This is a genomic window from Cohaesibacter marisflavi, from assembly GCF_963665895.2.
GTDB lineage: Bacteria > Pseudomonadota > Alphaproteobacteria > Rhizobiales > Cohaesibacteraceae > Cohaesibacter > Cohaesibacter marisflavi.
Genome location: NZ_OY762534.1, coordinates 4,929,797 through 4,947,310 on the forward strand (window position 1 = coordinate 4,929,797; position 17,514 = coordinate 4,947,310).

Consider the following 17,514-nt stretch of genomic DNA (forward strand, 5'->3'; position numbering starts at 1 on the left):
GAATGGAATGACGGATTTTTCAGCTCTTGAGTTTCGTCAGCGGGTTGTTGAGGCGCTCGCGCGTGATGCCGAGAGCCATCGCTCGCCGGTCGAGCAGACGCCCATCAAGGATCTGGCGTGGCATGAAGGCGAGGTCGTGGCACTCAGAGATGCGGCGGTCCTCATTCCGATTGTTGATAGGGGGCAGGAGGCGACGGTCATTCTGACCCAGCGCACCAGCCATTTGCCTTCTCACGCCGGGCAGATTGCCTTTCCCGGGGGCAAGGTGGATGACGGGGATGATTCTCCGCAAGGGGCTGCCTTGCGTGAAGCGGATGAAGAGATCGGCCTTGCCTCACGCTATGTTGATACTTTCGGATTGCTTCGCCCCTATATTTCCTCCACCGGATACCGGATTTTTCCTGTTCTCTCGACCGTTCAATCCGGCTTCGATTTGGTGCCAAACCCTTGTGAAGTCGACGAAATTTTTGAGGTGCCCCTGCGTTTTCTGATGGACCCTGCCAACCATCAGCGCAAGAGTGGGGAGTGGCGGGGAAAAACGCGCCATTACTTTGCAATGCCTTACAAGGATCATTATATCTGGGGTGTTACCGCTGGTATCCTTCGAAACCTCTACGAGACGGTCTATCATTCATGATCCGCGTCATCATAACGCAAGTTATTCTGTTCCTGCTGCCATTCATTCTTTATGCGGCTTACCTTTTTCTGACAAGAAAGATCAATAAGCGGGCATGGATTGACGCACCCCGATACTGGCTCGTGCTGGCAGGCATTCTCTTCTGTCTGTCTGGCTTTATCACCATGTCGGTGGTCAATAACAACCCGCTAAGCGGCACCTATGTTCCAGCCCATTTTGACGGGGACAAGGTTGTGCCCGGGCAGATCATGAGTGAGTGATGAGCGCGCAAGACCATAGCTGCGGTGTTGCGGATGATCCCGCTTTCGGGTGGCGCAATGATCCTTCGTTGCAGATAGTTTTTTCTCTGGTCAATCGCGACGGGGAAGAAGTGCGTGTTGTGGGTGGCGCTGTGCGCAATTCATTGCTTGGAGCCAAGGTGTCCGACATCGATTGCGCTACCACGGCCGAGCCGCACACCATCATGGCATGGGCCCAAGCGGCGGGCATCAAGGCGATCCCGACCGGCATTGACCATGGAACGGTGACGCTGGTCATCGACGGGCGCCCCTTTGAGTTGACCACCCTGCGCACCGATGTTGAAACCGATGGACGCCACGCAGAGGTGGCTTTCGGGCGTGACTGGGGCGAGGATGCTCACCGGCGCGACTTCACCATGAATGCCGTCTATATGGATGCTGAGGGGCGACTATATGATCCTGTCGGTCAGGGCATCAAGGACGCGCGTGCGCGGCATGTGCGATTCATTGGTGATGCAGACCGAAGGATAGCCGAAGACTATTTGCGCATCTTACGTTTTTTCCGTTTCTTCTCCCAGTATGGCGAGCGATTGGAAGAGGGCGACTATCAAGCCTGTATTGCTGCGCAAGCCTCGCTGCCAACGCTCTCGGCGGAGCGGATCGGGGCGGAGATGGTCAAGCTTCTGGAAGGGCCTTTTTCGCTCAAAGCTCTGGATGCCATGCATCGGGGAGGCATGCTCACGGGGCTTTTGGCCTGTGTGCCCCATCTGGCACGCTTTGCTCGTTTGAAGCAGCTGGCTACACAGCTTTATCTCAAGCCGGATCTCAATCTTCTTATGACTGCGCTCTGCGTTGATGTGCGCGAGGATGCCGAGCGGCTGGCCAAAACCCTGCGACTGCCCAACCGCAATCGCGACGCGATGATGCGCATGGCGAAGACTGTGCGCAGCATCAAGACCATTAATGAGCAGGTGCTTGAACAGCTGGCCTACGCGCATGGCAAGGAGACCGCACGGGATCTGGTGCTGCTGGCGCTGGTCAGACGGCAGATTGCCCCTGACCTGACTGAGCTCTCGATGCTGCTGCGCGATATTGCTCTTTGGACAGTGCCTGTTTTTCCGCTCAACGGACGTGATCTCATCGATAAAGGCATGAAGCCGGGGCCCAAGATCGGCAACCATCTGGGGCAACTGGAAAAGGCTTGGGTCTCCAGCGGATTTGCGCTAAGCAAAGGGCAATTGCTTTCCATGGCAAGATCCTTGCGTTAGATGCCTTTTCGGCCTGCGCTCTCTTCTGCGAGACGCGATCTGGTCGAGCTGTATCGCGAGCGCTTGCCTGCAACTGTCCGGAGTTGTCTCTTGTTTCCTGCTCTTGTTATTTTTGATTGCGATGGCGTGCTCGTTGATAGTGAGACGCCTGCCAATGAAGTGCTGGTCGCCAATCTCGCGCGCCATGGTATGACTCTCACGATTGAAGAGGCCGAGCGAAAATTTGTCGGCGGTACTTTGCAGACCGAGTTTGAAACGCTCAAGGCCATGGGGGCCGATCTGCCTGACGATTGGTGCATGGAATATCGCAAGGAGCTGCATGGTCGATTGCGCGAGGGTGTTGAGCCTATTGCCGGTGTGATTGCGGTTTTGGATCTGCTGGATGAGAAAGGCGTGCCCTATTGTGTTGCCTCCAATGGGTCGGACGAGAAAATGTCAATCACACTAGGACAGACCGGCCTGTGGGAGCGGTTTGACGGGCGTCGCTTTTCTGCAAGGACCATCGGCATAGCCAAACCCGAGCCGGGGCTCTATTTGGCTGCGGCCGAAGCAATGGGCGTGACTGTGGATCAATGTGTCGTGATTGAAGACAGCGCTAGCGGAGCGTTGGCGGCGCAAAGGGCAGGGATGCTCTGTTTTGGCTATGCGCCCAAGGGCACTGGCCAGGCCCTTGCTGCCCATGGCGCCCGCATTTTCAGGGATATGAGCCAATTGCCCGAATTGCTGAACCAGCATGGTGAGGGATAAGCGAAGCGACGCCGCTTCGCCCTTTGTTTATTCTTGCCGTGTTCAGGCTTGCTGGGGTCTGGCTTGATGGGGGCAGGCTAGCCGTCTGGCCTATGGCCATTTGACCTCTGGCGGCATGGACGACAGGATGGAATCCACATTGCCGCCGGTCTTCAGGCCGAAAATGGTGCCTCTGTCATAGAGCAGGTTGAATTCCACATAGCGCCCGCGCTGGATCAACTGTTCCTCACGTTCTGCATCGGTCCATGGCTCTCCCATCTGGCGCCGCACAAGCATTGGATAAATGTTTAGGAAGGCCAGTCCGACATCCTGCGTAAAGGCGAAATCGGCTTCCCAGTCACCGCTATTGTGGCGATCATAGAAGATGCCGCCAATGCCGCGGGCTTCATTCCTGTGCGGTAGATAGAAATAGCGGTCGCACCATTCCTTATAGGCTTGATAATCGGCTACAGAATGCTTGTTGCAGGCCTCCTGCATGGCCTTGTGAAAGGCGATGCTGTCTGGGTCTTCCTGTCTGCGGCGATTGGCCAGAACGGGCGTCAGATCCGCACCGCCACCAAACCATTGACGAGTGGTGACGATCATGCGGGTGTTCATATGCACGGCGGGAACATGCGGATTCTGCAAATGGGCAATCAGCGAAATGCCCGAGGCCCAGAAACGAGGATCTTCCGATGCACCGGGGATCTGGTCGCGGAACTGGGGCGCAAATTCACCATGGACCGTGGAGACATGCACACCGACTTTTTCAAAGACGCGACCCTTCATGATCGACATCTCTCCGCCGCCGCCTTTGGCTCCGGAATGGTCGGTGCGTTCCCAAGGGGTGCGAACAAAGTTGCCCGGTTCTTGCAAGGGGCCGGATCCCTTCAACTCCTGCTCGATTGCTTCCAACTCGGTGCAAATGCGATCTCGCAGGGTTCGGAACCAGTCGGTGGCGCGTTGTTTCTTGGCCTCAAGATCGGCTGGCAGGCCTTCGGGGATGGTGCTGTTTGCTGTTTCACTCATCGTCAATAAGATCTCACTTGCCGTAGGGCTTCGGTGGTTATCATTGCTGTCGAGATGGCCAGATTCAGCGAGCGCTCGCCCGCGCGCATGGGAATCGTGATGCGCTCGGTCACATAGTCATGCACTTCATCAGGAACGCCAGCGGATTCTCTGCCAAAGAGGATAATGTCACCGGCCTTATAGGTGATTTCATAAAAGGATTGAGACGCCTTGGTGGTGGCAAGGAGCAGCCGTTTGCCGTTTTCCTTTTGCCAATCCTTGAAGTGGTTCCATGAGATATGCTTGGTGAAACTGGCGCGTTCGAGATAGTCCATGCCAGCGCGGCGCAGGGTTCGGTCATTGAGCGTGAAACCACATGGTTCGATGATATGAACATGCAGATCCAGACAGGAAGCCATTCTCAGAATGGTTCCCGTGTTCTGCGGTATGTCCGGCTGGAAAAGGGCAATATCTATAGTAGTCATGGGTTGGTTTTACAGTCTTGATCCTGAATCACAATGGAAATGTTATGGCTGTCGACTGGAAATCGCCTGCTTCCCAAGTGTATTAGGTTGCGCACCAAGGCAATGTCTTTCTCTTTGCCCAAGCCTTCAGCAGCGTGTGATTAATATCACAGCACAGTTCATAACTGTGTTTAGAATTATTCATGCTTATTTTGTCATCAAAGCTGATATAAGCTGCGCATAATCTGCATCAAAGCGTGGGCGTGGCGATCCGATGGTCGGGTATCTTCTCGCGTGTGCGTTTTCTCACCCCTTTGTCCGTCGTAACAGGACCGGATCTCTCCGGTAGCATCGTGATGTTTTCCTTTTTTGAAAAGCTGGTTGACCCGTTTGCCGACTATAGTCTTGAGCAGCCACCGCAAGGGTTCTGGGCTTTCATGTGGTATTACACCCGCCCTGTGGCTCCCTATATGGTCGTCGTTTCCGTGATAACCGCGTTGATCGCGATTATCGAAGTCAGCCTGTTCGGTTTTGTCGGTGATCTGGTCAACTGGTTCGCCGATAGTGATCGAGCTACTTTCATGACTGATCATGGTGGCGATCTCATTTGGATGGGCGTGTTGTTGCTCATCATCATGCCGGGACTGGAGGCAATTTGGCAGATCCTCTTCCACCAGACTGTTATGGGCAACTATCCCATGTCGATCCGCTGGCGCCTGCATCGCTATTTGTTGCGCCAGTCGATGGAATTCTATCAGGACGAGTTTGCCGGTCGGGTGGCGCAAAAGGTGATGCAGACGGCCCTGGCCGTGCGCGAAGTGGTATCGCGTCTGGCGGACGTGTTCGTCTATGTCTGCGTTTATTTCCTCTCGGCGCTGTATCTTGTCAGTACGGCCAAGTGGCAACTCGCCTTACCGATGCTTCTATGGATCATTGGCTATATCGGAGCTTTGGTCTATTTCGTGCCCAAGATGCGCGATATCTCCCGTGATCAGGCGGATGCGCGTTCGGAGATGGTGGGAAAGGTGGTTGACGCCTATTCCAATATTTCCGTCGTCAAGCTGTTTTCCCATGCGGCCCGCGAGGATAATTATGCCAAGCAGTCGATGACCGGCTTCATGAATAATGTCTATTCGATGATGCGTCTGGTGACGATCATGGAGATCACCCTCAAGACGCTGAACAATCTGCTGCTGTTCAGTTCGGTCGGGGTTGGCATCTATTTCTGGCAAGTCGAGCTGGTCCTGCCGGGGGATATTGCTCTGGTGGCGGGGTTGGTCATGCGCTTGCGTGGCATGTCCGAGTGGATATTGTGGGAAGTCAGCGGGGTGTTCGAGAATATCGGTACCGTGCAAGATGGTATTGGTACGATTTCCCAGCCGCAATTGGTGCGTGATACCCATGATGCGAAACACCTGATCGTTGAGCGCGGGGAAATCACCTTCGACAAGGTCTGTTTTGACTATGGCAAGGATGAGCCGGTGATCGATGGTCTGGATCTGACCATTCGTCCGGGAGAAAAGATCGGGCTTGTTGGTCGCTCCGGGGCTGGCAAATCGACTATGATCAATTTGCTGTTGCGCTTCTATGACCTCAATTCCGGCTCGATCCGTATTGATGGGCAGAATATTGCCGATGTCAGGCAGGATAGCTTGAGGGCGCAGATCGGGGTTGTCACCCAGGATACCTCTCTGCTGCATCGCTCGGTGCTTGAGAATATCATCTATGGGCTTGAAGGGGCCAGCGAAGAGGCCGCCTACAAGGCTGCGGAGCAGGCGCAGGCGCTTGATTTCATCAAGGATCTGGAAGACCGCTATGGCAACAAGGGCCTGTATGCCGAAGTGGGTGAACGCGGCATCAAGCTTTCCGGAGGGCAACGCCAGCGGATCGCCATTGCTCGGGTTCTTCTCAAGAATGCTCCCATCCTTGTGCTTGACGAGGCCACTTCAGCTCTTGATTCCGAGGTGGAAGCAGCCATTCAGGATAGTCTTAACCTGCTGATGAAAGACAAGACCGTTTTGGCTATCGCGCACAGGCTCTCAACCATTGCTTCCATGGACCGGTTGATTGTCATGGATGGCGGTCGCATCGTGGAGATGGGAAGTCACGAGGAACTGCTCGCACAGGGCGGACTCTATGCTTCTTTGTGGGACAGACAATCAGGCGGTTTTATCGCCTGATTGCCAAAATCGGGTATTTTGGCCGATGATGGCCTGTTTTCCACTAGAATCATTCCAATCCAAAGGTCGAAGACAAGCGGAAACGCGCTTTGTGGGAACTGCTTGGATAAGTAGTAGTCCTGCGGTGTTTCGCTCAATTTTTGCCGATATAAGACGAATTTGTCAGGCCAAACTGCTGAAAATCGGCAGTTTCTGCGATTTGCCTCTCTAGACAACATCAGCGATCAATGTAAAAAGTGTTTGACTGGTCTCGGTAATGTGAACGAGCACCGGTGAAATTGGCTCGCCGCGATTTTGGGACTTTATCGTTTCGCAAGGGACGTGATTATTTGGAGGCGCAGGCGAGCTGGAAGTTGGACACTGGCTAGAAGAGGACCTCGTCTTGGCTACCAGCGAAAGGGAAGAACCAACCCGCCGCGATTTTCTTTATATCGCGACCGGAGCGTTTGGGGCCGTCGGCGCAGCTGCGCTCGCTTGGCCATTTATTGACCAGATGAACCCTGATGCCAGCGCTGTGGCGCTTTCATCCATTGAAGTGGATATTTCCTCAATTGAAGAGGGACAAAGCCTCACTGTCAAATGGCGCGGCAAACCGGTATTCATTCGGCATAGAACTCCGACTGAGATTGAAGAGGCCAAAGCTGTTGACGTGGCTGACCTTCGCGATCCTCAGACCGATGAAGAGCGCGTCAAGCCCGGCAAGGAACAATGGCTGATCATGATCGGCATCTGCACGCATCTGGGGTGTGTGCCTGAAGGACAGAAGGGCGACTATGATGGCTGGTTCTGCCCATGCCATGGATCGCACTATGATTCCGCCGGTCGAATCCGCCAGGGTCCTGCTCCACTGAATCTGGAGTTGCCACCCTATGAGTTTGTTAGCGATACCCTGATCAAAATCGGCTGACGCCCGCAAATGTCTTAAGGAGACCAGTCATGAGCGGACATTCGACCTTCGAGCCGCAGAACGGGTTTTTGAAATGGATGGAAAGTCGCCTGCCGATTGCCGGTCTGGTGCATTCTTCCTTCATTGCTTACCCAGTTCCCAAGAACCTTAATTACTTCTGGACTTTCGGCGCCATTCTCGCCGTGTGCCTTGTGGCGCAGATCGTGACCGGCATTGTGCTGGTCATGCATTATGTGCCCAACACCACGCTGGCCTTTGCCTCTGTCGAGCATATCATGCGCGATGTGAACTGGGGCTGGATGCTGCGCTATATGCATTCTAACGGCGCGTCCATGTTCTTCATCGCCGTTTATATCCATATTTTCCGAGGCCTTTATTACGGGTCCTACAAAGCCCCGCGTGAGGTGGTCTGGATTTTGGGTGTCGTGATCTTCCTGCTGATGATGGCGACCGGCTTCATGGGCTATGTGCTGCCATGGGGACAGATGTCCTTCTGGGGCGCGACGGTTATTACCAACCTGTTCTCGGCCTTTCCTTATGTTGGCGACGCAATCGTGACGCTGCTCTGGGGTGGTTTCTCGGTTGATAACCCGACGCTCAACCGCTTCTTCTCCTTGCACTATCTGCTGCCATTCATGCTAGTTGGCGTGGTTGCCCTGCATATCTGGGCTTTCCATGTGGTCGGCAACAACAACCCGACCGGGGTTGAGGTGAAAGACAGCAATGATACGGTGGCCTTTACCCCGTATTACACGATCAAGGATATCTTCGCGATTGTCGTGTTCCTTGTGTTCTTTGCATGGATGATGTTTATGGTGCCAAACTTCATGGGCCATCCGGACAACTATATCCCGGCAGATCCGCTTGTGACGCCTCCGCACATTGTGCCCGAATGGTATTTCCTGCCGTTCTACGCGATCCTGCGTGCTATTCCTGACAAGCTAATGGGCGTATTGGCCATGTTCGGTGCGATCGGCGTGCTCTTCGTGCTGCCGTGGCTCGATACCTCCAAGGTTCGTTCCATGAACTATCGTCCGCTGGGGCGCCAGTTCTTCTGGATTTTTGTCGTGGTCTGCATCGGGCTTGGCTATCTGGGTGGTAAGCCGGCTGAGGGAGGCTATGTGCTCTGGGCGCGTATCTTCACGGTTTACTATTTCGCCTACTTCCTGGTCATTTTGCCGGTGCTCGGGTTCATTGAGAAACCGAAGCCACTGCCCGCGTCGATCAACGAAGCAGTCTTGGCCAAACATGGTGATTCTGCTGCTGCAGAAGCAAGAGCCTGAACGAGCGAGGAAAGGGACAACCCATGATTACGCTTACCAAAACTGCGGTTCGCGCGCTCGTTGTTGCTGGCGCCATGGCGGTTACATCCGTCGGGGCGATGGCTTCGGGTGATGGCGGCCACAAATACGAAAAACAGGACTGGACCTTCTCAGGCCCGTTCGGGAAATTTGATAAGGCACAGCTGCAGCGCGGCTTCCAGATCTATCGTGAGGTTTGTTCAAGTTGCCATTCACTGGACTATATTGCATTCCGCAATCTGGGGCAGGAAGGGGCGCTTGGCTATACCGACGATGAAGTCAAAGCGATTGCTGCTGACTATGACATCGAGGATGGACCGGATTCCGAAGGGGACATGTTCACCCGTCCGGGCAAACCCTTTGATCATTTCCCATCGCCTTTCCCCAATGTGGAAGCAGCTGCTGCCGCCAACGGTGGCAAGGCTCCGCCTGATCTTTCCCTGATTGCCAAGGCGCGTGCTGCGTCTGTCGGTCCTGATGTCGGGGTGGAAGTGTTCAACGACATTCTGCGTATGATCTGGCACCCGGTAACCGCCTATCAGGAATATGGGCCGGATTATATCTATGCCCTTCTGACCTCTTATGAGGAAACGCCTGAAGAGCTGGAAGAAACTGTCGGCGACAAATATTACAATCCGGCATTCGGATCTGGTGTCGCGATCGGCATGGCTCCACCGCTTTCTGACGAGCTGGTGGATTATACCGATGGAACGCCGATGACAACGGAGCAATATGCCAAGGACGTGACATCCTTCCTGATGTGGGCCGCAGAGCCCAAGCTGGAAGAACGCAAGCGGGTGGGCGTGAATGCTCTTATCTTCCTTGTTGTCTTCTCGTTCCTGATGTTCTTTACCAAGCGCAAATTGTGGTCGAAAGTGAAGCACTGATCACGAAAGCGTCTGGATTAGAAGTCAAATGAGGGCCCCTTTTCGGGGCCCTTTTTTGTGTGCTGGTTGAAAGGCTTGATCGAAAGGGGAGGCGCCGGATCGGCGTATGCTCAGATGATCTGCTACGATTGTGTAAAGGAAAAAATCTCGGGAAGCTTGTAGATATATTAAATACTATATATGGAAGTATAAAATTTAGCTATAGAGAGGCTGTATGCCAGCAAAAACCGAAAGTAGAAAAAACAACAACAAAAACGGGCGCGTATCCCTTGCCATGGTTGCTGCGCATGCTGGCGTCTCTATTGCCACCGCCTCAAGAATTATCAATGGCATCACCAACAAGGTATCAAAGCAAACCGTAGAGCGCGTTCGGGCTTCTGTGGAGGCATTGCACTACCGTCCGGCGAGCATCGGAAGGGCATTACGCTGTCAGGAAAGTCGCATTATTGGCCTGCTGGCCGCCGCCATCGAAAATCCGACCATGGCTGCGATTGCTGCTTCTATAGAAAGGGCGCTGCGGGACGAAGGCTATGTCATGTCCGTTTGCGATACCTATGAGCGCGCCGATGTGCAAGATGAATATCTGCTTGAGATGCAATCCCAACTGGCGCGGGCGGTCATCATCGTTGGGGCAGTGGGAAGCCCGGTTCTCGACCGGATGCGTGAGAGTGGCCCGCCGATGCTGTTTGTCAATCGGCCCGATCCGAACGATAGCAATAGCCCCTATATGGGTATCGACAATTACCGGACCGGGCGCGACGTGGCTGATCTGCTGATTGCGCGGGGTATTCGCAACGTGGCGCTCATTCATGGGTCTCTTGATCGTACGGCTGCGACCTATCGGCGTCAGGGCGTTCTGGATGGACTGGCTGAAGCGGGGATTATGGAGCGCGATATCCTGCATGCGCATGTTGAAGGGCTTAATCATCTGGAAGTGGGCTATGCAGCCATGGCTCAGATTTTGGAGCGCGATAACCCGCCGAGGGTCATCCTTTGCATGAGCGACATGTTGGCTTATGGGGCCTATCGACAGGTTACCGAACGCGCTATGGACCCTGTAAGGGACTTCGGCTTTATCGGGTTTGATGCTTGCCCTCTCAATCCATGGATTGCGGGATGGCTGAACTCTATTGGCGTGTCTGCCGAACATTATGGACGCGGCAGTGTTGCGGCATTGAAAGCGGTCTGGGATGGCGAGGAAAGACCTTCGCCCCTTTTTCTTCCCCATTCCCTGCATTTGAGCGGGCAGCCTCTCCCTGGAGAAAAGTGAGCAGGCTTGCGCCGTAGCCGAGCGGTTTTGCCCTTGCGGCTTTGACCTGTGAAGCTTGTGATCCCGAATCGGGGCGGCTTTCGCGGGCGAGGTCCGGAGGCTTTCGCTTTATGACGCTGCATGCGTTGTTTCTGCGCCCATTTGGGAGGGGTTGCTTGCACTTTTTGAATTGCCTTGTCCGGATTTCTTGTCCATATCTAGGGGAGGGCAGATCCAGCAACTGGATGCCGATAAAGGGTACGGCTGCGTCCAACAGGAAGCCGGTGCTTATCTACGAATTGCGAGAAGCGGAGCCTAGCGAATGCAAAGCAGCGAAAAACTTGATCTCAAGAGCCTCATCCGATCCATTCCGGATTATCCCAAGCGAGGCATCATCTTCAGAGACATTACCAGCCTCATTTCCCATGCTGACGGCTTCAAGCAATCCATCCGTGATCTTTCTGCACCCTATCTTGATAAGGGCATAGAGAAGATTGTTGGTATCGAAGCGCGCGGCTTCATTTTCGGAGGTGCAATGGCGGATTATCTGGGCGTGGGATTTGTTCCCATCCGCAAGCAGGGCAAGTTGCCCGGCAAGGTGGTTGCTCAGGATTATTCTCTGGAATATGGCACCGACCGGATCGAGATGCATGATGATGCGGTTGCGTCAGGAGAGAAGGTGCTTCTCGTTGACGATCTGATTGCGACCGGCGGCACGGCTGTGGCAGCTTGCGAGCTTTTGCAAAGTGTGGGTGGTCAGGTTGAAGGGGCGGCTTTCGTGATCGATCTTCCTGACCTTGGCGGCGTGTCGCTGCTCAAAGAGCGCGGCATTGATGTGCATACATTGGTAGCCTTTGAAGGGCTCTGATCGCTTTGTTATGCCGGTGCGCAGGAGTCTGCGCTGTGACTTAAGATCGCATATAAGTGTTTTACCTAGGGTGAATGCTTATATGGGAGTAAGATGCAATTCTTGCTACAAAGGAGTCAGATCATGACTGTGAATGTTGGAAAGCTCGATCGGATCATTCGTGTGATCGTGGGTATCGTCTTGCTTGCGATCGTCTTCATCGGACCGCAAACCCTGTGGGGCCTGTTGGGAATCATTCCACTGGCGACCGGTTTGTTCCGCTTCTGCCCGCTTTACACCCTTATCGGGTTCAATAGCTGCCCGGCGTCTGAAAAGACAGATGCCTGAATAGATAGGGTCATTCCCGCCGGATATTACCGAGATTTGGGTCTCAGGTAGTGCCGGTTGCTATGAAAACGCCCGCCCCGGATCAGTATCCGGAGCGGGCGTTTGCTATTTTGCGCGGAGCCTATCTCCTTTGAAGTGGCGTAAGGCGCGACCCGCGCTTTTTAGTGTTGCACAATGTTGGCGCGTGGAGCCAACCATGGCAGCAGGGCGGCAAAGCCGAAGACGACGGTTATGATGCCGAACATTTCCAGCGTCGAGAGCAGCACACTCTGATGGTAGATCGTGTAGCTGAGGCTGCCGACAGCTGCGTCGTGGGACATCCCTCCTTGCATCATGTCGTTGATGACCCGGTCGGTGTTTGGCATCATGTTAACGAGCTCATTCTGCTTCACGCGTGCGGTATTCTGCCATTGGGTCTGCACCAGAGACGTGGCAAAGGCCCCTGCGAGCGTTCGCATGAAGTTGGAGAGCCCGGCGGCGTTGGCTTGCTCATGGGGCTCCACGGTGGCCAAGGCCAGCCCTGTGACAGGGACGAAGAACATCACCATGAATGGCCCAGTGAAGAGCGTTGGCCACGCCATTTGCATGAAGGTTACATCACTGTTGAAAGTCATGCGCCATGCCATCATCGCGCCAAGCCCCAAAAGGCCCGTCGAGAGAATTATGCGGGCATCAACCACTTCGACCACCTTGCCAACAATGGGTGCAGATACCATAGCCAATATGCCCATGATGCCGGTGGCATAGCCAGCCCAGGTGGCGGTGTAGCCCATATTCTGCTGCAGCCACAAAGGCAGGATCACCACTGAGGCGAAGAAGGCGGCAAAGCCCCCGGCAAAGGTTACCGAGGCAGCCGTAAAGCCCCTGTGCCTGAAGATGCGCAAGTCTACGATGGGGTTTTCATCGGTCAACTCCCAGATCAGGAACGAGAGGAAGCCTATGACGGCAATCGCTCCGAGGATGCAGATTTCTGGCGAGGAGAACCAATCCTTGTCTCGCCCTTCTTCGAGCATGATTTCCAAAGCCCCGACCCAGATGATCAGCAACCCAAGGCCGACGGCATCAATGCGCGCCTTGGTTTTGGGGTCTGGCTGATGTCTGAGGAAGGCCCAGACAACCAGGCCTCCGATAATGGCTACAGGCACCTTGATATGGAAGATCCACTGCCAGCCATAGCTATCGCAGATGATGCCACCCAGAATAGGGCCTGCAATCGGGCCGATAAGGGTCGTCATCGCCCAGAGCACCGAGGCCGCTGTGGCTTTCTCCTTGGGGAAGATGCGCATCAGCAGCATCTGGGAGAGAGGCATGATGGGGCCGCCAACCAGACCGAGCATGACGCGCCCGAGAATGAGTGTGTTGAGCGAGCCGGCCATGCCGCAATAAAGGGAGACCAGCGCAAAGGCAAAGAAGCAGAAAATGAAGGTTCGGGCGGCACCGAACTTCATGGCCAACCAGCCTGTCAGAGGCACAGTGATGGCTTCCGCCACCGCGTAGGAGGTGATGACCCATGTGCCTTGCGACATGGAAACACCCAGAGATCCGGCAATCGTTGGGACCGATACGTTTGCAATCGTGCTGTCCAGCACGACAAGAAAGTTGCCTGTGCCGATCGCCAGAGCAGCAATTATTAGGCTGGCCCCTGTTAGGGGCCGGCTGTTGCTGTCATCGTTCGTCATCTTTTTATGTCCTTTATGTCCGACTACTCAGCGACATGAATGTCGGCTTCCATGGACAGGCCCACTTCCAGGGGATGGTCTTTCAGTTGTTCTGGATTAAGTGCGATGCGGACCGGTAGGCGTTGGACCACCTTGATCCAGTTGCCGGTGGCGTTCTGGGCAGGGACGGCGGAGAAGGCCGCGCCGGTCCCGCCAGAGAAGCCCACAACGGTGCCCTCAAATTCGACATCGCTGCCGTATAGGTCGGAATGAAGGGTCACAGATTGGCCCGGCTCAACCTTTTCCAATTGCACTTCCTTGAAGTTGGCATCGACATAGACCTCGTCAAGGGGGACGACGACCATCAGGCGCATGCCCGGCTGAACCCGTTCTCCGACCTGCACGCGGCGCATGGACACGACACCGTCGACCGGTGCGCGAATGACCGTGCGGTCCAGATTGACTTGAGCCTGATCTCGTTGAGCCTTGGCGACCAACACTTGGGGGTTGTTCTCCACTGATGCACCTTCGATCATGGCTGCGTTGGCCATTTGCTGACCTTCCGCGGCTTCAAGTCCTGCGCTTGCCGCTTCGAGAGCCGCTTCTGCTGCTCCCAGATTGGCCTCGGCATTCTTGAAGGCGGTTTCGGCCATGGTCAGCTCATCGCCAGAGACGGAGCCGTTTTCGACCAGAGTCTGGCGGCGTTCGAGGTCGATCTTGGCCTTGGCGAAATTGGCCTCGGCCATTTCATGTTGGGCTTCAGCGCGCTTCTGATCGGCCTTGCGGCCTTCGATCTGGGCGAGCAGGGTCTTGTCCGTAGCGTTCAGAGCCTTGACGGCCCGCAGCGACTGCTGATAGCCGGCTTCGGCCTGTGCCAGATGCAGCTTGGCGTCGGTATCATCCAACACCACCAGAATATCACCTTTGGCGACATGCTGGGTATCGCTGACTCGTACTTCCTTCACCGGAGCGGCAATCAGTGGTGTGATGCCTGCAATATCTGCGCCCACATAGGCGTTGTCGGTGATGGCATGCTTGGACGCATAGAGCGTGTCATAGGCGTAGTAGGCGCCAGAAAGGGCCGCTACAGCGACGAAGAGGCCAAAAAACAGGGGCCAGCGTTTGCTTTTCTTTTCAGGCATTTCTGTCTCGCGATCCTCATAGATCTTTTCGATCTTGTTCTCGAGTTTTACATCCGTTGGTACTTTTTTCATGTCACTCACTTGGTTTTCTCCATGTCACGAAAGCCTCCACCAAGAGCACGGACCAACTGAATATCGAGCGCAAAACTGCGCGCTCTCAGAGCAGCCGCGGCACCGCGGGCGCCAATCATGGCGTCCTCGGCGGCTAGGACTTCAAGATAGGTTGCAAGGCCGCCTTCATAGCGGTTCTTGACAATGTCATAGGCATTTTGCGCCGCTTGCACGGCATTGCGGGTTGCTCTCAGGCGCACGGAGAGCTGGCGTTTGCTCACCATGGCGTCGGCAACATCTTTGAGCGCTCTTGTGAGCGTCTGATCATAGGTCGCGACCGCCATCTCCTGGCTGGCTTTGGATCTCATGAAACCAGACCGCAGGCGTCCACCGTCCAGAATCGGCAACGAAACAGCCGGGCCGATGGAGCCGAGCGTTGCGTTACTGGCGTGCAGCATATCGAGCCCGAGGGCTTGGCGGCCAATCATGGCAGAGAGGTTCACGTTCGGGTAGAAGGAGGCTTTGGCCTCATCTACGCGTTTGACAGCTGCCTCTGCCCTCAGACGTGCGGCAACAATATCCGGGCGGCGTCCCAGAAGGTCGAGCGGCAACTGGTTTGGTAGGCCATAATAATGACCGCCGTTGACCCTTGGACGTTTGATGGACAACCCGCGGTCCGGTCCTTTGCCCAGAAGTGCTGCCATCTGGTTCTTTGCCAGAGCGATATTCTCGTCAATGGCAGCAAGGCGGGCGATCGTGCTTTGCTGGTTGGATTTGGCTCTTTCGAGTGCGCTTTCATTTTCAAGCTGCTGATTGAAGCGGGATTGCATCAGCTTGAGACTGTCGTTGCGGACACGCAGGGCGCTGGAGGCTGCATCACGGCTGGCATAAAGCGATGCTAACTGCGCATAAGCCTGTGCGATACCGGAGGAGACGGCAAGGCGCGCTGCTGCAGCCTCTGCTTCGGCTGCTTGCTGTTCGCCCTTGGCCGCGGCCAGGGCGGCCCGGTTCTTGCCCCAAAAGTCGATTTCCCAATTAAAGTTGAGCGTCGCGATGCCACCATCATTCCAGCCTTGAGGCACGAATGCTTCATCCATCAGATAATGGTAGCTCTGGCGTTCCTGATCGACAGACGCCTGCGCACCAACATTGGGAAGCAGGCTGGCCTTGGACATGCCGGTCGCGGCTTTCGCCAATTTGAGGCGCGCCTGCGCGAGACGGATATCGTTGGCTTGCGAAAGGCCTTCCTTCATCAACTGGTTTAGCTGTTTGTCTTTATAGGCTTCCCACCAATGGTCAGATGGCCATTGGGCAGCACTGGAAAGAAGCAACTTTCCGGTCTGATAGCTTTCAACCGATTTCATCTCGGTGAGCGGGGTGTCTTTTGGCGGAATGGCGCAGCCAGCCAAGAGAATGAGGATGCTCAGGGCCATTGGCGTGGCGCGATGGTGGTTCAGATTGAAATGCGACATAGTTGGGAAATCCAAATTGGGTTCAGGGTGCGGTAAAACCGTACAGTACGTTTTAGTTATATTCTTCACTTGCGCTCGTCAAGCTAAAACTGTACTCTTGTGTTCACTTATAGGGAGTGTCGCATGCGCGTTAAGACAGATGAAAAACGGCTCGAGATTCTGCAGGTTGCTGCCAAAGTCTTTGGCCAGAATGGCTATCATGGGGCCAGCATGTCAGCGATTTCCGCGGAGCTTGGGGGGTCAAAAGCAACACTTTATGGTTACTACAGTTCTAAGGAAGAATTGTTTGCCGCCGTGCTGATGCAGTCATTGGATGATCAAGGAACCGCTGTATTCCGGATTTTCGAGGACCGGGACAATGATGATCTGGCGGGTCAGTTGAAAAAATTCGGACGCGACTATCTGGACTTCATCACCGATCAGGAAACCATGGCGCTTTTTCGCAGCGCCGTTTCTGAAGATTTCGAGGGTAAGCTGTCTCAGTTGCTTTATAAGAACGGTCAGGGACGTGGCTGGGGTGAGGTGGAAGACTTTATGGCGCTCAAAATGCAGCAGGGGGCCATATCGGGGCCTTCTGCCCAAATTGTCAGCCTGCATCTAAAGGGGCTGTTAGAAAGCGGAGTTGCCGAGCCGATTATGTATCGTTGTCCCCCATTGCTTGATTTCGATCTCGCGGTTGATGCAGCTGTCGATGCGTTCATGAATGCCTATGGCGGGGCTGGCTGATGGGCATACAGGTTGTTTTGCATTATGTGCGCGTGATCTTGCGCTATCTTTGCCGCCGGCAACGCTCAGAGCAATAGAGAACCTGCGGCCAGGAACGTACCCATTTCTTGCGCCAGTTGAATGGCCTGAGGCATACCGGACAGATTTTGCTGGGTAGAGGCGGCTTGCTCCTGCTCATAGGCGCTGGCTCCTCTTCTTTTCCTTAACGACTGCCATAGCGTTTGTTGCTGCCAAAGAAGTTCATTGGCGGCGTAATGAAATATTTTCATTTACACTATGGCTCTACCGGAACTTATACGGGTTTGAACCGTTGATCGGATGACACCATTTTAAGGAAAACAACAAGGGATCGGGACGAAGGGGTTTGCAAGAAAATCCAGCCTGCTCCCTTCATTGATTTCATT

At 54.7% G+C, this 17,514-nt stretch carries 18 protein-coding genes; 12 read left to right on the forward strand and 6 right to left on the reverse strand.

Features of this window, described 5'->3' with window-relative positions; genetic code table 11:
• Positions 1-7: 7 nt before the first annotated feature.
• From ACKPCT_RS22855 to ACKPCT_RS22870, 4 genes are all read left to right on the forward strand, one after another.
• Entirely contained in the window at positions 8-637 is a 630-nt protein-coding gene (locus ACKPCT_RS22855) for a CoA pyrophosphatase (RefSeq protein ID WP_090073118.1), read from the forward strand.
• Positions 634-897, forward strand: coding sequence for a DUF6111 family protein (locus ACKPCT_RS22860; RefSeq protein WP_319568063.1), 264 nt, complete (start codon positions 634-636; stop codon positions 895-897). Before ACKPCT_RS22855 ends, ACKPCT_RS22860 begins: the two co-directional genes overlap by 4 nt.
• On the forward strand, positions 897-2,144 hold the full coding sequence (locus ACKPCT_RS22865; protein WP_319568064.1) for a CCA tRNA nucleotidyltransferase: 1,248 nt from the start codon (positions 897-899) through the stop codon (positions 2,142-2,144). Before ACKPCT_RS22860 ends, ACKPCT_RS22865 begins: the two co-directional genes overlap by 1 nt.
• Before the next feature lie 90 nt (positions 2,145-2,234).
• A complete protein-coding gene (locus tag ACKPCT_RS22870; protein ID WP_319568065.1) occupies positions 2,235-2,891 on the forward strand; it encodes an HAD family hydrolase in 657 nt (218 codons plus the stop codon).
• Between the two features lie 90 nt (positions 2,892-2,981).
• On the opposite strand, the gene hemF is transcribed toward ACKPCT_RS22870, so the two are convergent.
• Together hemF and ACKPCT_RS22880 are read right to left on the reverse strand one after the other, a co-directional pair.
• The gene (hemF, locus tag ACKPCT_RS22875) at positions 2,982-3,899 is read right to left on the reverse strand and encodes an oxygen-dependent coproporphyrinogen oxidase (protein ID WP_319568066.1); all 918 of its coding nucleotides are present in this window, start codon (positions 3,897-3,899) and stop codon (positions 2,982-2,984) included.
• Positions 3,900-3,901: 2 nt separating this feature from the next.
• Entirely contained in the window at positions 3,902-4,363 is a 462-nt protein-coding gene (locus tag ACKPCT_RS22880) for a tRNA (cytidine(34)-2'-O)-methyltransferase (RefSeq protein WP_319568067.1), read from the reverse strand.
• 242 nt (positions 4,364-4,605) lie between these two features.
• Here ACKPCT_RS22880 and ACKPCT_RS22885 point away from each other — a divergent pair, with 242 nt between their 5' ends.
• The 7 genes from ACKPCT_RS22885 to ACKPCT_RS22915 all read left to right on the forward strand — a co-directional run bounded on the left by ACKPCT_RS22885 (position 4,606) and on the right by ACKPCT_RS22915 (position 12,061).
• Complete coding sequence (locus ACKPCT_RS22885) at positions 4,606-6,522, forward strand: ABC transporter ATP-binding protein (RefSeq protein WP_319568068.1); 1,917 nt, start codon at positions 4,606-4,608, stop codon at positions 6,520-6,522.
• A gap of 382 nt (positions 6,523-6,904) precedes the next feature.
• Positions 6,905-7,429, forward strand: a complete 525-nt coding sequence (gene petA, locus ACKPCT_RS22890; protein WP_090073104.1) for a ubiquinol-cytochrome c reductase iron-sulfur subunit — start codon at positions 6,905-6,907, stop codon at positions 7,427-7,429.
• A gap of 29 nt (positions 7,430-7,458) precedes the next feature.
• Complete coding sequence (locus ACKPCT_RS22895; RefSeq protein ID WP_090073103.1) at positions 7,459-8,712, forward strand: cytochrome b; 1,254 nt, start codon at positions 7,459-7,461, stop codon at positions 8,710-8,712.
• A gap of 23 nt (positions 8,713-8,735) precedes the next feature.
• Positions 8,736-9,617: a cytochrome c1 gene (locus ACKPCT_RS22900; protein WP_319568069.1), complete on the forward strand. Its 882-nt coding sequence runs from the start codon at positions 8,736-8,738 to the stop codon at positions 9,615-9,617.
• Positions 9,618-9,831: 214 nt separating this feature from the next.
• Positions 9,832-10,887 carry a LacI family DNA-binding transcriptional regulator gene (locus ACKPCT_RS22905; RefSeq protein ID WP_319568070.1) on the forward strand — a complete coding sequence of 352 codons (1,056 nt, stop codon included), beginning with the start codon at positions 9,832-9,834 and terminating at the stop codon, positions 10,885-10,887.
• Between the two features lie 301 nt (positions 10,888-11,188).
• Positions 11,189-11,734 (forward strand): adenine phosphoribosyltransferase, encoded by a 546-nt coding sequence (locus ACKPCT_RS22910; protein ID WP_090073097.1) that lies wholly within the window; start codon positions 11,189-11,191, stop codon positions 11,732-11,734.
• 123 nt (positions 11,735-11,857) lie between these two features.
• Complete coding sequence (locus ACKPCT_RS22915) at positions 11,858-12,061, forward strand: YgaP family membrane protein (protein WP_090073095.1); 204 nt, start codon at positions 11,858-11,860, stop codon at positions 12,059-12,061.
• A gap of 161 nt (positions 12,062-12,222) precedes the next feature.
• Here ACKPCT_RS22915 and ACKPCT_RS22920 read toward each other — a convergent pair whose 3' ends face one another.
• The 3 genes from ACKPCT_RS22920 to ACKPCT_RS22930 are packed head-to-tail and all read right to left on the reverse strand — an operon-like array spanning position 12,223 to position 16,384.
• Positions 12,223-13,740, reverse strand: coding sequence for a DHA2 family efflux MFS transporter permease subunit (locus tag ACKPCT_RS22920; RefSeq protein WP_319568071.1), 1,518 nt, complete (start codon positions 13,738-13,740; stop codon positions 12,223-12,225).
• A gap of 23 nt (positions 13,741-13,763) precedes the next feature.
• Positions 13,764-14,933 (reverse strand): HlyD family secretion protein, encoded by a 1,170-nt coding sequence (locus tag ACKPCT_RS22925; protein ID WP_175528066.1) that lies wholly within the window; start codon positions 14,931-14,933, stop codon positions 13,764-13,766.
• A 5-nt stretch (positions 14,934-14,938) separates the two neighbouring features.
• On the reverse strand, positions 14,939-16,384 hold the full coding sequence (locus ACKPCT_RS22930; protein WP_319568072.1) for an efflux transporter outer membrane subunit: 1,446 nt from the start codon (positions 16,382-16,384) through the stop codon (positions 14,939-14,941).
• Positions 16,385-16,507: 123 nt separating this feature from the next.
• Between ACKPCT_RS22930 and ACKPCT_RS22935 the strand changes: the two genes are divergently transcribed.
• A complete protein-coding gene (locus ACKPCT_RS22935; protein WP_090073091.1) occupies positions 16,508-17,110 on the forward strand; it encodes a TetR/AcrR family transcriptional regulator in 603 nt (200 codons plus the stop codon).
• A 43-nt stretch (positions 17,111-17,153) separates the two neighbouring features.
• Here the strand turns inward: ACKPCT_RS22935 and ACKPCT_RS22940 are convergent, their stop codons facing one another.
• Positions 17,154-17,288, reverse strand: a complete 135-nt coding sequence (locus ACKPCT_RS22940) for a DUF2256 domain-containing protein (protein ID WP_407652446.1) — start codon at positions 17,286-17,288, stop codon at positions 17,154-17,156.
• Between the last annotated feature and the right edge of the window lie 226 nt (positions 17,289-17,514).

Excerpts from the sequence above, each read along its gene's own strand:
- ACKPCT_RS22855 (WP_090073118.1), top strand. The coding sequence starts at position 8 with ATGACGGATTTTTCAGCTCTTGAGTTTCGTCAGCGGGTTGTTGAGGCG.
- ACKPCT_RS22860 (WP_319568063.1), top strand. The coding sequence starts at position 634 with ATGATCCGCGTCATCATAACGCAAGTTATTCTGTTCCTGCTGCCATTC.
- ACKPCT_RS22865 (WP_319568064.1), top strand. The coding sequence starts at position 897 with ATGAGCGCGCAAGACCATAGCTGCGGTGTTGCGGATGATCCCGCTTTC.
- hemF (WP_319568066.1), bottom strand. The coding sequence starts at position 3,899 with ATGAGTGAAACAGCAAACAGCACCATCCCCGAAGGCCTGCCAGCCGAT.
- ACKPCT_RS22880 (WP_319568067.1), bottom strand. The coding sequence starts at position 4,363 with ATGACTACTATAGATATTGCCCTTTTCCAGCCGGACATACCGCAGAAC.
- ACKPCT_RS22895 (WP_090073103.1), top strand. The coding sequence starts at position 7,459 with ATGAGCGGACATTCGACCTTCGAGCCGCAGAACGGGTTTTTGAAATGG.
- ACKPCT_RS22900 (WP_319568069.1), top strand. The coding sequence starts at position 8,736 with ATGATTACGCTTACCAAAACTGCGGTTCGCGCGCTCGTTGTTGCTGGC.
- ACKPCT_RS22905 (WP_319568070.1), top strand. The coding sequence starts at position 9,832 with ATGCCAGCAAAAACCGAAAGTAGAAAAAACAACAACAAAAACGGGCGC.
- ACKPCT_RS22910 (WP_090073097.1), top strand. The coding sequence starts at position 11,189 with ATGCAAAGCAGCGAAAAACTTGATCTCAAGAGCCTCATCCGATCCATT.
- ACKPCT_RS22915 (WP_090073095.1), top strand. The coding sequence starts at position 11,858 with ATGACTGTGAATGTTGGAAAGCTCGATCGGATCATTCGTGTGATCGTG.
- ACKPCT_RS22920 (WP_319568071.1), bottom strand. The coding sequence starts at position 13,740 with ATGACGAACGATGACAGCAACAGCCGGCCCCTAACAGGGGCCAGCCTA.
- ACKPCT_RS22925 (WP_175528066.1), bottom strand. The coding sequence starts at position 14,933 with ATGAAAAAAGTACCAACGGATGTAAAACTCGAGAACAAGATCGAAAAG.
- ACKPCT_RS22930 (WP_319568072.1), bottom strand. The coding sequence starts at position 16,384 with ATGTCGCATTTCAATCTGAACCACCATCGCGCCACGCCAATGGCCCTG.
- ACKPCT_RS22935 (WP_090073091.1), top strand. The coding sequence starts at position 16,508 with ATGCGCGTTAAGACAGATGAAAAACGGCTCGAGATTCTGCAGGTTGCT.
- ACKPCT_RS22940 (WP_407652446.1), bottom strand. The coding sequence starts at position 17,288 with ATGAGCAGGAGCAAGCCGCCTCTACCCAGCAAAATCTGTCCGGTATGC.